The organism is Pseudomonas sp. P4_C1 (assembly GCF_056402155.1).
Genome location: NZ_JBFUHY010000008.1, coordinates 1 through 14144, shown reverse-complemented (window position 1 = coordinate 14144; position 14144 = coordinate 1). Strand labels below are relative to the sequence as shown.

Genomic DNA, 14144 nt, shown 5'->3' with positions numbered 1-14144 from the left:
TATGGTCTTTGCCGTCAGGAGAGCTAAACTCGGAGTGGTTGTCTTTCTTGTCCACTCTGGCTGGAATATCAAAATGAAAAATAACAATAGCCCGCTACGCCATTTGCCTTGGCTGGTGCTGGCAATCACAGGTGCGTGCGCCCTGGGTGTCGTGGCATTGCGCCGGGGCGAGGCAATCAACGCCTTGTGGATTGTGGTCGCTGCCGTGGCCATCTATCTGGTCGCCTATCGCTACTACAGTCTGTTCATCGCTAACAATGTCATGCAACTCGATGCGCGACGGGCCACGCCTGCCGTGCTCAACAATGACGGTCTGGACTACGTTCCTACCAACAAACACATTCTCTTCGGTCACCACTTCGCCGCCATCGCCGGCGCGGGGCCTTTGGTCGGCCCGGTACTGGCGGCGCAAATGGGCTACCTGCCCGGCACGCTGTGGCTGATCGCCGGCGTGGTGCTGGCCGGTGCCGTGCAGGACTTCATGGTCCTGTTCATGTCCACCCGCCGCAACGGTCGCTCCCTGGGCGACATGGTCCGCGAGGAAATGGGCCGCATCCCCGGCACCATCGCGTTGTTCGGCTGCTTCCTGATCATGATCATCATCCTCGCGGTGCTGGCGTTGATCGTGGTGAAAGCCCTGGCCGAGAGCCCGTGGGGTATTTTCACGGTGATGGCGACCATCCCGATCGCGATGTTCATGGGCATCTACATGCGCTACATCCGCCCGGGTCGCATCGGCGAGATCTCGGTGATCGGCGTGCTGTTGCTGCTCGGCTCGATCTGGCTCGGCGGGCAGATTGCCGCGGATCCGGTGTGGGCCAAGGCGTTCAGCTTCACCGGTGTGCAAATCACCTGGATGCTGATCGGTTACGGTTTTGTCGCGGCGGTGTTGCCGGTGTGGTTGATCCTGGCACCCCGTGACTACCTGTCGACCTTCCTGAAAATCGGCACCATCGTCGCCCTGGCCATCGGCATTCTGATCACCATGCCCGAGCTGAAGATGCCGGCCCTGACCCAGTTCATCGACGGCACCGGCCCGGTGTGGAAGGGCGGGCTGTTCCCGTTCCTGTTCATCACCATCGCCTGTGGCGCGGTCTCGGGTTTCCATGCGCTGATCGCCTCCGGCACCACGCCGAAACTGCTGGATAACGAAACCAACGCCCGCTATATCGGTTACGGAGGCATGCTGATGGAATCGTTCGTGGCGATCATGGCCATGGTCGCTGCGTCGGTCATCGAACCGGGCGTGTATTTCGCCATGAACAGCCCGGTGGCCGTGGTCGGCGGTGATGTGGTGGCCGTTGCGACAGCCGTCAGCAACTGGGGCTTTGCGATTACCCCGGAAGCCCTGCAAGCGGTGGCCCACGATATCGGTGAAACCACCATCCTGGCACGTGCCGGCGGTGCACCGACCCTGGCGGTCGGTATCGCGCAGATCCTGCACAGTGTTCTGCCGGGCGAGAACACCATGGCGTTCTGGTACCACTTCGCGATCCTGTTTGAAGCATTGTTCATCCTGACCGCGGTCGACGCCGGTACCCGTGCCGGGCGCTTCATGCTCCAGGACCTGCTCGGTTCGTTCGTGCCGGCCCTGCGTCGCACCGAATCCTGGACTGCCAACCTGATCGCCACCGCCGGTTGTGTGGCCATGTGGGGCTGGTTGTTGTACCAGGGCGTGATCGATCCACTGGGTGGCATCAACACCCTGTGGCCGCTGTTCGGCATCTCCAACCAGATGCTGGCCGGTATCGCGCTGATGCTCGGCACCGTGGTGCTGATCAAGATGAAACGCCAGCGTTATGTGTGGGTCACCATGTTGCCGGCGGTGTGGCTGTTGATCTGCACCACGACAGCGGGCTTCATCAAGCTGTTCGACGCCAACCCGGCGATCGGCTTCCTGTCGCTGGCCAAAAAATACAGCGATGCGCTGGCCAACGGTCAGATCCTCGCCCCGGCCAAGGACATCACCCAGATGCAGCACGTGATCTTCAACGCCTACACCAACGCAACGCTGACCGCGCTGTTCCTGTTCGTGGTGTTCAGCATCCTGTTCTATGCGCTCAAGGTCGGTATTTCCGCCTGGGGCAGCAAGGGGCGTACGGATAAAGAATCGCCATTCCAGGCGCTGCCGGAAGTGTGATCGAGGATTTGCACCATGTTCAATGACCTGAGTCGCCTCGGCAAATACCTCGGTCAGGCCGCGCGCCTGATGGTCGGCATGCCCGACTACGACAACTACGTCGAGCATATGCAGACCAAGCACCCGGACAAACCGGTGATGAGCTATGAGATGTTCTTTCGGGAGCGTCAGGAAGCCCGTTACGGTGGCAAGGGTGGATTGACAGTCCGCCATCGCGAGCAAGCTCGCTCCCACATTTGTTTTGTGTTGTTTTTTCCTGTGTGAAAAAGGAGATCCAGTTTGTCCTCTCCCATCCCCGTAACAATCCTCAGCGGCTTTCTCGGCGCCGGCAAGACCACCCTGTTGCGTCACCTGCTCAAGGCCGAGCACGGCCTGAGAATCGCCGTAATCGAGAACGAATTCAGCGATGCCGGCATCGATACCCAGTTGTTGGGTGACGAGCCGGTGCAAGTGATGACGCTGTCCAATGGCTGCGTCTGCTGCACCATCCATACGGACCTGACCAAGGCGCTTTACTTGTTGCTGGAGCGTCTGGACCAGGGCGATATCGCCTTCGACCGGCTGGTGATCGAATGCACCGGCCTGGCCGACCCGGCGCCGGTGGCGCAAACCTTTTTCATCGACGAAGAGTTGCGCGAGCGCTATATCCTCGACGGCATCATCACCTTGGTCGATGCCGCCCACGCTGATCTGCATCTGACCCAGACCATCGCCCAGGCGCAGATCGGTTTCGCCGACCGCTTGTTGGTGAGCAAGCGTGATCTGGTGGACGAACCGACCTTCACCGCGTTGAGCGAGCGCCTGACCCGCATCAACCGGCGTGCGCCGATCCGCGTGGTTGACCATGGCAAGATCGACCTGGCCGAGTTGCTCGATGTGCGCGGCTTCAACCTCAACGCCGACCTCGGTGGCGGCGTGAGTTTGCGACCGGTCAGCCGGGCCCCGTCCATCGACCGCATTTCCAGCCTGGTGCTGCGCACTGAAAAACCGCTGGATATCGACAAGCTCAGCGAGTTCATGAACGAGTTGCTGGAGGAGCATGGCAAGCAATTGCTGCGCTACAAAGGCGTGTTGAATATCCTCGGCGAATCCCGTCGCATGGTGTTTCAGGGGGTGCTGAAGCTGTATGGTTTCGACTGGGATACCGAGTGGGCTGAAGACGACGTGCGTGAGAGCGTGATCGTGTTCATTGCCGATGACTTGCCGGAAGAAAAGATTCGCGAGGGGTTTGCGCGGGTGGCGGCTGATTAAATTCAGAAATTGCAGCGAGCCTTAAGCCGCCATCGCGAGCCTGCTCCGGGCGGCGTTCCGACGAAAGCGGTCTAACCTGCGGCACAATGTTGGCCCAGTGCCGATGCAGGGTTCAGCAACAAGTCTTCCAGATAATCCAGGTGCCGGTTGAGCACAATTTCTGCCTTCGCAGCATCCCATCGCTCCAGCGCATCCAGGATCTCCATGTGCGCCTGCCATACGCAATAATCCATCGACTGCAGCTCAAACTGCGCAAGCGCCAACGAAGTCAGCTGCACCAGGCTGTCTAGAAAGTGCGACAACGGTGCATTACCTGCCATTTCTGCCAATCGCAGGTGAAACTCTCCCGACAAACGGATCGCCCGGCCACGCTCAGTGCATTGACGCTCGCTATCGACCAGCTCCCGCAGGTGCTTCAAACCTTGAGCGCAGGGGCGCTGACAGGCCAGCCGCACGAGCATGATCTCGGCCAGACGCCGGGCATGCAGTGTCTGCCGGGTCTGCTCGACATCAAGCTCGGCGACGCGGGGACGATGGTTGACTCGTAAGATGATGATCTGCTGATGGGACAGTCGCGTCAGCACATCACGCATGTCGCTGCGCCGTGCACCGAACATCTGCGCCAGGCTTTCTTCCGTAAAGCGACTGGCCGAATGGATGCGCTGTTCGAAAATGGCGTCCAAGACCCGCGAATACAGATCACCCACCGAAGGGCGGACGGGCAGGGTAGCGAGCGTTTGTGGCGAGGCGTAGCTGTTCATGGCCAATCTCCAGTTCGAAGAGGTTTCAACTGCCGAGGTTGTCTTCCGGGATGTTCAGTTCGATGCCCATGCGCTGGCCCTCGCGCAAAATGTGCCGACGCATCTCGGCGCTGGCCTGGGCGCTGTTCTTGCTGCGGATCGCCCGCACCACCGCTTCGTTTTCTTCAAGGCGCTCTGCCAGATGCTCCGGGGAGTTGCGCAACACTTCGGCGCTTTGCTTGAGGGCATTGCTGGTTTGCTGGACCACGCTCTGGAAGATCGGGTTCGACGTCAGTGTGAACAGCTCTTCGTGGAACGCGATGTAGGCGCTTACGCCGGCTTCACTGTCGTTGGCCTCCAGGGCTTCGCGCATGTCCATCAAGGTCAGGCGCAGTTGCCCGACTTCCTTGCTGCTGATGGACTGCGCCACGAGGCCGACGATGAACGGTTCGAGGGTGTAACGCAGTTGCAGCACGTCTTCCAGGCTCGCTGCGGCCACCGCGCTTTCGTGGGACTGGCCATCGCTGAGACTGGCCTCGAGTACCACTACGCCTTTGCCCGGCATCGAGCGCACCAGGCCAAGGGTTTCCAGGACGATGACTGCCTCACGCAGGCTCGGGCGGCTGATACCCAGCTGTTCGGCCAGTTCACGTTGCCCCGGCAGCATTTCGCCGGAGCGCCACTGACCACGGGCCAGAGCGGCCCGAAGTTTTTCCACGACTGAAGTTACGACGGTTGACGAGGTAATCACTGTTCGCTCCATGAGCATCTAAAAGTGGTGAAAGTGTGCCGACCAAGGCGAGGCCGGCACACCGTTGATTCAGAATTCCTGCTGATGCGCCGGTGCGACCGGTTTACGCGGCTGGAAGGTATAACCCGCCTGGCCGGAAAGTACCTTGTTCGCCCGCTGCACATCGATGTCCTTTTCCCAGCGCGCGATGGCGACGGTCGCCACACAGTTACCGATCAGGTTGGTCAGCGCCCGGCCGATGCCCATGAACCAGTCCACGGCCAGCACCAGCACCAGACCCACCACCGGAATGGCCGGAATGGCTGTCAGGGTGGCCGCCAGGATCACCAGCGCCGAGCCCGGAATGCCGTGGGCACCTTTGGAGGTGATCAACGACACCAACAGAATCGTCAGCAGGTCGGTCATCGCCAGCGGCGTGCCGGTGGCATTGGCGATGAACACAATGGCCAGGGTCAGGTAGATCGAAAAACCGTCGAGGTTGAACGAGTAACCGGTAGGTATCACCAACCCGACCGTCGAACTGCCGATGCCCAGATGCTCAAGCTTGCGCATGATTTGTGGCAGCACGGCGTCGGACGAAGCGGTGCCCATGACGATCAACAGTTCTTCGCGCAGGTACTTGAGCAACGGCCACATCTTCAAGCCAGAGAGGCGCATCACCAGGCCGAGAATCAGGGCCACGAAGGCAGTACAGGTCAGGTAGAACAGGCCGACCAGGCTGCCCAGGTGTTGCAGCGAGTCCAGGCCATATTTGCTGGTGGTGAAGGCGATCGCGCCGAATACACCGATCGGTGCCAGGCGCACGATCATGCCCATGATGCGGAAAATCACGTGGCTGAGTTCATTGATCAGCCGGGAAATGCCCGACGCCGCCTCGCCCACCAGATTCAGCGCACTGCCGAACAGCACGGAGAACAGCAGGACCTGCAGGATGTTGTTATCGGCAAAGGCACCGATCACCGACGTCGGAATCAGGTCCATCAGGAACTGTGTGGTTGTGTGCATGTGCTGACCGCGCTGGGCAATGTCGCCCATATCGGCTGCGGAAAGCTGCTCCAGGTGAATGTTCGCACCGCTGCCGATACCGGTGCTGAAGGCGAATACCAGTCCGATCACCAGAGCGATGGTGGTCAGCACTTCAAAGTAGATCACCGATTTCAGACCGATTCGGCCGACCTTCTTCAGGTCGCCGGCACCGCTGATGCCACTGACCACTACGCAAAACACAATCAGGCCGATGAGCATTTTGATCAGCTTGATGAAACCGTCACCGAGTGGTTTGAGCTGAGCGGAGTATTCGGGAAGGGTCAGCCCGCAGACGATGCCGAGCACCAGTCCGAGAACCACTTGGAGGAAGATTGAACGCGAGCACCATCTGAGCATGGGAGGAATCCTGGTCGGTGTCCTGGCTGCCGTGCGCAGGGCGCATCGACTTCAGGACTTAATTATTGTGGTCTTACCGGTATGTCCAGTGCAGGCGCAGTCTAGGCGCTATTTTTGGGTGTTCGCAAGTAAAAATTAGAAAATTGGCATGACCGGTCTGACCAGTGGTGCTGGTCCTGTAGGAGCGAGCCTGCTCGCGATGGCTTCAATGACAATGCGTTGAACCAGCAAGCACGCGTTACCGTTGACGACCTTCGCGAGCAAGCTCGCTCCTACACAGGTGTTTCGCAGGCGAAAAAAAACCGGCCATCTCTGGCCGGTTTTTTTAACTGCGGTTTAGCGGGGCTGATTAAGCGCCGTACACCGGCAGTTTCTTGCAGATGGCCTTGACCTTCTCACGAACGGCGTCGATCACCGCTTCGTTGTTCAGGTCAGCCAGGATGTCGCAGATCCAGCCGGCCAATTCCTTGCACTCTGCTTCCTTGAAGCCGCGAGTGGTCACAGCCGGAGTACCGAAGCGCAGGCCGGAAGTGACGAACGGAGAGCGTGGGTCGTTTGGCACGGAGTTCTTGTTCACGGTGATGAACGCTTTGCCCAGAGCGGCGTCGGCGTCTTTACCGGAGATTTCCTGCTTGATCAGCGACAGCAGGAACAGGTGGTTCTGAGTACCGCCGGAAACCACGTCGAAGCCGCGTTCGATGAACACGCCGGCCATGGCCTGGGCGTTCTTCACCACTTGCTGCTGGTAAACCTTGAACTCAGGCTGCAGCGCTTCCTTGAAGCAGATCGCTTTAGCGGCGATCACGTGCTCCAGCGGGCCGCCCTGGGCGCCCGGGAATACGGCGGAGTTCAGTTTCTTCTCGATGTCGGCGTTGGCGCGAGCCAGGATCAGGCCGCCACGTGGACCGCGCAGGGTCTTGTGGGTGGTGGTGGTCACCACGTCAGCGAAAGGAACCGGGTTCGGGTAGACGCCAGCGGCGACCAGACCGGCCACGTGGGCCATGTCGACGAACAGGTAAGCGCCAACCTTGTCGGCGATTGCACGGAAGCGCGGGAAGTCGAGGATCTGCGAGTAGGCAGAGAAACCGGCCACGATCATTTTTGGCTTGTGCTCGACAGCCAGCCGCTCGACTTCGTCGTAGTCGATCAGGCCGTTGGCATCGATGCCGTACTGGATGGCGTTGTACAGCTTGCCGGAAGACGAAACGCTGGCACCGTGGGTCAGGTGACCACCGTGGGCCAGGCTCATGCCCAGGATGGTGTCGCCAGCAGACAGCAGGGCCAGGTAAACGGCGCTGTTGGCTTGCGAACCGGCGTGCGGCTGAACGTTGGCGTAGTCGGCACCGAACAGCTCTTTTGCTCGATCAATTGCAAGCTGCTCGACGATGTCGACGTACTCGCAACCGCCGTAGTAGCGCTTGCCCGGGTAACCTTCGGCGTACTTGTTGGTCAGTACCGAGCCTTGAGCTTCCATCACCGCTGGGCTGGTGTAGTTTTCCGAAGCGATCAGCTCGATGTGTTCTTCCTGGCGCTGAGCTTCTTGCTCCATGGCGGCAAAAAGGTCGGCGTCGTACTTGGCAATAGTCAAATCACGGCTGAACATGGCGGTCCTCAAGGATCGGGGGCGGAAAAGGGGGGCATTCTAACCCAATGGGTTTTAGATGGCATATGAAACGGCATCATGTCGCAGACAAGTGGTGTTCATGCGGGGATTAGCGGTGATCGTGCCGGCCCCATCGTCGGAACGCCGCCCGGAGCRAGCTYGCTCCGGGCGGCGTTCCGACGATGAGGCCAGTAGCCGCGCCGCAAATCTCAGTCGAACATGAACAGCGCATCATTGCTGAACTGCCCTTCGAACCGAGCCGCCGGCATCGGGCGACCGAACAGGTAACCCTGCACCTCGTCGCAACCGTGCTCCCTCAGGAAGTCCAGCTGCTCATGGGTTTCCACACCTTCGGCGATCACCGCCAGGTTCAGGCTGTGGGCCATGGCGATGATTGCCCGGGCGATCTGCGCATCCTGCTCACCCGACGGCAGGCCGTCGACGAAGGTGCGGTCGATCTTCAGTACGTCGATCGGGAACTGCTTGAGGTAGTTGAGCGATGAGTAACCGGTACCGAAATCGTCGACCGCAATGCTCAGGCCGAGGTTTTTCAGGCCATCGAGAATCTGCATCGCCTCGCTGACTTCGCGCATCAGGATACTTTCGGTCAGTTCCAGTTCCAGGCACGCCGGCGGCAGGCCGGTTTCCTTGAGGATGGTGGCGATTCGCGTGCCGAGCTGGCCATCGGAGAACTGCCGCGCCGAGATGTTCACCGACACCTTCGGCACCCGTACCCTGGCCTGATGCCAGGCCTTGAGTTGGCGGCAGGCTTCGCTGATCACCCAGTCGCCGACATCCACCACCAGCCCGAGCTCTTCGAGCACCGGAATGAAATCCCCCGGCGGCACCAGACCGCGGCGTGGATGGCGCCAGCGCAGTAGCGCCTCGGCACCGGTCAGGCGCTTGCCGTCACCGCTGAACTGCGGCTGGTAATACAGCACGAATTCGTTCTGTTCCAGGGCATGGCGCAAGTCGCTTTCCAGTTCCAGTCGCTCCAGGGCGCTGGCATTCATGTCCGCCTGATAGAACTGGAAGTTGTTCTTGCCGCGCTCCTTGGCGTGGTACATCGCCGTGTCGGCATTCTTCATCAGCTGGCTGAGTTCGTTGCCATCCTGCGGGCTCAGGGCGATGCCGATACTGGCCGTGACGAAGAATTCGCGGCCTTCGAGCACGAACGGTTTCACCAGGCTGGCGAGAATCTGCTCGGCCACATGAATCGCCCGGTTCAGGGCGATTTCACGGTTGGCTCGCGGTTGCAGGAGCAAGGTGAATTCATCACCGCCCATGCGCGCCACGGTGTCGTCATCGTCGACGCAACCGAGCAGGCGCGTGGCCATTTCCTTGAGCATGCGGTCGCCGGCAGCGTGGCCGAGGGAGTCGTTGATCGGCTTGAAGCGATCGAGATCGAGGAACATCAGCACCACCCACGACTTCTGCCGTTCGGCCGATTGCAACGCCGTGTGCAGGCGATCCTGGAACAGCGATCGGTTGGGCAGGTGTGTCAGGGCGTCGTAGTAGGCGAGGCGGTGAATCCGCTGCTCGCTGGCCTTGCGCTCGCTGATGTCGCTGAAGAAACATACATAGCTGGCCAAGTCGCCTTCGTCATCGAGTACGGCGGTGATCCCGACCCAGGCCGGGTAGTGCTCGCCATTGCGACGCTTGAGCCAGACTTCGCCTTCCCAGGTGCTGTGCTGGCCCAATTGCTTGAGTACGTAACGCAGGTGGGATTCCTGTTGCTCGTCGACGGTCAGCATGTTCGGCAACTGGTCGAGGACCTGCTCCACGGCATAGCCGCTGACACGGCTGAAGGCCTCGTTGGCCTGGACGATGTAGCCGGCCGGGTCGGTGATCAGGATCGCCGAGGTCGAGTGTTCGAATACCGTGGCAGCCATGCGCAAGTCTTTTTCCGCCCGGCGTTGCTGGCTGATGTCGCGGCCGACGCCGAGCACGCCTTCGAACGTACCCTGTTCGTCCCAGACCAATACCAGGCGCAGTTCGATCGGGATCTTGCGCCCGTCGGCCCGCAGGCAATCGAACAGGAACAGTTGGGTTTGCACCTGGCTGCGCAGCAGCGCCAGTTGGTCCGGCTGATCCAGCGCTTTGCTGACCCGGTCCATCAGGTGGTAGATGCCAGTCAGTTGTTGCGGGTTGGCGATGGTCGATTGCCAGCCGTTCTGGAAAATCCACTCGGCGTCGTAACCCAGCACCGCTTGCACCGAAGGGCTGACGTAATTGAGGTTGAGGCGGCTGTCGGTGGAGAAAATCACATCGCTGATGCTTTCGGCGAGCATCCGGTAGCGCTGCTCGCTGTCGCGCAGGGATTCACTGGCTTCGATCTGGTCGGTGATGTCCTTGGCAACGCCGATGATCCGCGTGACCTGGTCCTCCTTGTCCCGGGCCAGTGCCTGCTCGCGAATCTCGAAGCGTCGCCACTGGCCGTCCCGATGGCGGAAGCGCAACTGGCACTGCATCAACTGGCGATAACCGGCCTGGCGCTGGACCTGGCGGGAGCGATGGTAATAGTCGGCGTCTTCGGGATGCAGGAGGATTTCCCAGAAGTATTCGCCCATCTGGTGCAGCTCGGTGCGGTTGTAACCCAGGGTCTGGCCCAGATGATGGTTGCTGTAGATCATGCGCTGGCTGATCACATCCTGCACATACAGGTGATCCGGTACGGTGCGCACCACGTCCGACCAAAATCCTTCGCGCTCCTGCAGTGACAGTTCGATGAGCTTGCGGCTGGTGATGTCGGTGATGCTCAGGATCACCGCGTTATAGTCGTCCTGGGTTTGCGGCAGGCGCAGCACCAGCCATAGATGCTGGTCGCGACCGCTGGCATCCTGCAGTTTGATTTCCAGCTCGAGCTGTTGCTGCTGGTTGAGCATCGCGTCGAGCACCTGGTTGCCGATGGCGGTGCCGTCCTGCGGATGGCCGTCGATCAGCAGTTTCCAGGCTTTGTCGGCGCTATCGACATTAAGCAATTGCAGCGCGACCTGGTTGACCGCGGTGATCCGCAGTTCCTTGAGCAATTGCCGGCGTTGTTCCGGGATCGCCAGCCACGCGTGCAGTTGCTCGCTGCCCTGCAGTTGTGCCTTGTCGAAAAAGACCTTGAGCCCGGACATGTCGAGGACACACAAAGCCACGCCGGTGCCTTCGAAAATGTCCTGATAACGCCGGCGGCCTTCACTCAATTGGCGCTGACGCCGGCGCATGTTCAGCAAGGCGATGAACGGCAGCATGGAAAACGCCAGGCCCAGCAGACATTTGCCGATGAACGCCGGCAGCAGCTCTTCCAGCACGCGCTGGCGGTCGAACAAGCCGCGCAGTTGCCAATCGCTGCTGCTCAGCGGCACCGTCAGCACGCTGTTGGCGACATCGTCCTCGGTCAGCGTGCCCGGATTGACCGAGGGCAGCGCATCGTCGCGGCTGATGACCTGATGATTGATGCGGTTCTCCACCAGCCACATTGGGCGGCGGCCGGCCTCGCTTTGCTTGGTCAAGGACGAAAAAAAGCTGGGGGGCAGGCGCAAGACCCAATAGCCTCGGGAACTGCCGCTGGCCTGATGCAGCAATAAATGCACCACGGAACCGTCGGAGGCGTTGCTGAAGTAGTGCGTCTGGGCGTGGCTGCGGCGTACCAGTTCAGCCAGGTAGTCGCTGTCATCGCTGTCCGGAGCGCTGTCACTGATGACTCTTCCCGAGGGGCTGAGCAATGCCAGGCTGCGCAGATCAGGCAGCGACTGTTGCAGCTTGCGCAGCAGCGCCTGCAGCTCATCGGCGTCATGCGGTTGCTCGACGATCGGCAGCAGGTTGAGGGCGATCTGCGCGTTGAGCGCCATGTTCAGGCTGACCTGCGCGGCCAGATCGGCGGTGTAGTCGATGGTGTATTGACGCTGGTTTTTCTGGGTTTCGCGCAACTGATCGAGCAATTGCCAGAACAACAGGGCCAGCAGCAATAGTGCGAGTGTCGCCAAGGCGCCCTTCAAGGTCCCGCGCAGGGGGGAGCCGGGCGCTGTGGCCGGCTCACTGGAAGTCAGGGGCGGAGGGACATTGGACAAGCTGTAATCCTGCGGTTTGGCTGGACTGGCGCGACGTGCACTATAAGCCGGACGCCCGAAGGGCGGCTAGCATGCCTTGAGTTGTGGCGAAGTGCCAGCCCCTGCCCGTCGGCTGGACTGCCATCTGTCATTAAGGTAGCTTTGCCGGTTACGCGGGAGCGTTCCAGCTCCTAGACTCAGACTTTTTCAGCGTCGCCTCACGCAGGCGACGCGCACGGTCTGGCCGGGCATCGCCTGCGCTCCAATCATTCATCAGTCACTGACCCTAGGTTCTCCATGGCTCAATACGTATTCACCATGCATCGGCTGGGCAAAGTTGTTCCGCCGAAGCGGGAAATCCTGAAAAACATTTCTCTGTCTTTCTTCCCCGGCGCCAAGATCGGCGTGCTCGGCCTCAACGGTTCGGGTAAGTCCACGCTGCTGAAAATCATGGCCGGCGTCGACACCGAGTTCGAGGGCGAGGCCCGCCCAATGCCGGAGCTGAACATTGGCTACCTGCCGCAGGAACCACAACTGGATCCGACCAAGACCGTGCGTGAAGTGGTCGAGGAAGCGGTCAGCGTGATCAAGGACGCCCAGGCGCGCCTGGACGAGGTCTACGCGGCCTACGCCGATCCGGATGCCGACTTCGACAAACTGGCGGCTGAACAGGCCAAGCTCGAAGCGATCCTGCAAGCCAGCGACGGTCACAACCTGGAGCGCCAGCTGGAAGTCGCCGCCGACGCGTTGCGTCTGCCGGCCTGGGATGCCAAGGTCGAAGTTCTGTCCGGTGGTGAAAAGCGTCGTGTAGCCCTGTGCCGCCTGCTGCTGTCCGCCCCGGACATGCTGCTGCTCGACGAACCGACCAACCACCTGGACGCCGATTCCGTCGCCTGGCTTGAGCACTTCCTGCACGACTTCCCGGGTACCGTGGTAGCGATCACGCACGACCGTTACTTCCTGGACAACGTTGCCGGCTGGATTCTGGAACTGGACCGCGGCGCGGGCATTCCTTACGAGGGCAACTATTCGGGTTGGCTGGAAGCCAAGTCCGATCGTCTGGCTGCAGAATCCAAGCAGCAGTCGGCCCACGAAAAAGCCATGAAGGAAGAACTGGAGTGGGTGCGCAAAGGCGCCAAGGCCCGCCAGTCCAAATCCAAGGCCCGTCTGCAACGCTTCGAAGAAATGCAGTCGCAGGAATTCCAGAAGCGCAGCGAGACCAACGAGATCTACATCCCGGCCGGTCCGCGCCTGGGCGACAAGGTCATCGAATTCAAGAACGTCACCAAGGGCTACGGCGACCGCGTGCTGATCGACAACCTGTCGTTCTCCATGCCTAAAGGCGCCATCGTTGGTGTGATCGGCGGTAACGGTGCCGGTAAGTCGACCCTGTTCCGCATGCTGATGGGCAAGGAAACGCCGGATTCGGGCAGCATCGAAGTCGGTGAAACCGTGCAGCTTGCCTGTGTGGATCAGAGCCGCGAGGATCTGGACGGCAGCAAGACCGTGTTCCAGCAGATCTCCGACGGTTCCGACCAGATCCGCATCGGCAACTACGAGATCCCGTCGCGTACCTACGTCGGTCGCTTCAACTTCAAGGGCGGCGATCAGCAGAAGTTCGTCAAGGACCTGTCCGGTGGTGAGCGCGGTCGCTTGCACCTGGCCCTGACCCTGAAAGAGGGCGGCAACGTCCTGCTGCTCGACGAACCGTCCAACGACCTCGACGTCGAAACCCTGCGTTCCCTGGAAGAAGCCCTGCTGGACTTCCCGGGCGCCGCCATTGTGATCTCTCACGATCGGTGGTTCCTTGACCGCGTCGCGACGCACATCCTGGCGTACGAAGACGACTCGCAAGCGGTGTTCTTCGAAGGTAACTACAGCGAATACGAAGCCGATCGTAAAAAGCGTCTTGGCGAAGCAGCTGCCCAGCCGCATCGTGTACGGCACAAGAAACTGGCCTGATTTCGGGTTGGTTGCATAAGAGAGCGGAGCCTTCGGGCTCCGTTTTTTTGTGCGCCCAGCATGGGCGCAATCTTGCGGGTGAAAGTCCCGTCGTAAGCTGACCACAGCGAACGAAGTGAAGCGCAACTGCATGAGGGCGACCGAGTGTGGGGAGGAAGCGTGAATCGAAACCGCGAGCCGATGGACAAGAACCGGATATAAGGCGAAGCCGATCAGGGCGAGCGAGCAAAAGATCGCGAAGCTCTTGTGGTCAAGGAGAAGCTCTTGTGGTCAAGGA

General features: G+C 60.5%; 9 protein-coding genes. 4 read left to right on the top strand and 5 right to left on the bottom strand.

Annotated features, from left to right (window positions below; genetic code table 11):
• Positions 1-73: 73 nt before the first annotated feature.
• Genes AC1DU9_RS07775 through yjiA form a run of 3 tightly spaced genes read left to right on the top strand, consistent with a single transcriptional unit; the run spans position 74 to position 3391 of the window.
• On the top strand, positions 74-2140 hold the full coding sequence (locus AC1DU9_RS07775; protein ID WP_223461048.1) for a carbon starvation CstA family protein: 2067 nt from the start codon (positions 74-76) through the stop codon (positions 2138-2140).
• Between the two features lie 15 nt (positions 2141-2155).
• Positions 2156-2404, top strand: coding sequence for a YbdD/YjiX family protein (locus AC1DU9_RS07770; RefSeq protein ID WP_477809980.1), 249 nt, complete (start codon positions 2156-2158; stop codon positions 2402-2404).
• Between the two features lie 15 nt (positions 2405-2419).
• The gene (gene yjiA, locus AC1DU9_RS07765; protein ID WP_223461050.1) at positions 2420-3391 is read left to right on the top strand and encodes a GTPase; all 972 of its coding nucleotides are present in this window, start codon (positions 2420-2422) and stop codon (positions 3389-3391) included.
• Between the two features lie 71 nt (positions 3392-3462).
• Here yjiA and AC1DU9_RS07760 read toward each other — a convergent pair whose 3' ends face one another.
• The 5 genes from AC1DU9_RS07760 to AC1DU9_RS07740 all read right to left on the bottom strand — a co-directional run bounded on the left by AC1DU9_RS07760 (position 3463) and on the right by AC1DU9_RS07740 (position 11926).
• Entirely contained in the window at positions 3463-4152 is a 690-nt protein-coding gene (locus tag AC1DU9_RS07760) for a GntR family transcriptional regulator (protein WP_223461052.1), read from the bottom strand.
• 25 nt (positions 4153-4177) lie between these two features.
• The gene (locus tag AC1DU9_RS07755; RefSeq protein WP_108216407.1) at positions 4178-4882 is read right to left on the bottom strand and encodes a FadR/GntR family transcriptional regulator; all 705 of its coding nucleotides are present in this window, start codon (positions 4880-4882) and stop codon (positions 4178-4180) included.
• A 69-nt stretch (positions 4883-4951) separates the two neighbouring features.
• The gene (locus tag AC1DU9_RS07750) at positions 4952-6265 is read right to left on the bottom strand and encodes a C4-dicarboxylate transporter DctA (protein ID WP_108216408.1); all 1314 of its coding nucleotides are present in this window, start codon (positions 6263-6265) and stop codon (positions 4952-4954) included.
• A gap of 349 nt (positions 6266-6614) precedes the next feature.
• On the bottom strand, positions 6615-7868 hold the full coding sequence (gene glyA, locus AC1DU9_RS07745) for a serine hydroxymethyltransferase (RefSeq protein ID WP_223461054.1): 1254 nt from the start codon (positions 7866-7868) through the stop codon (positions 6615-6617).
• Positions 7869-8077: 209 nt separating this feature from the next.
• Positions 8078-11926: a sensor domain-containing protein gene (locus AC1DU9_RS07740; protein WP_223461056.1), complete on the bottom strand. Its 3849-nt coding sequence runs from the start codon at positions 11924-11926 to the stop codon at positions 8078-8080.
• A 276-nt stretch (positions 11927-12202) separates the two neighbouring features.
• Between AC1DU9_RS07740 and ettA the strand changes: the two genes are divergently transcribed.
• The gene (gene ettA, locus AC1DU9_RS07735) at positions 12203-13867 is read left to right on the top strand and encodes an energy-dependent translational throttle protein EttA (RefSeq protein WP_090451500.1); all 1665 of its coding nucleotides are present in this window, start codon (positions 12203-12205) and stop codon (positions 13865-13867) included.
• Positions 13868-14144: the final 277 nt, after the last annotated feature.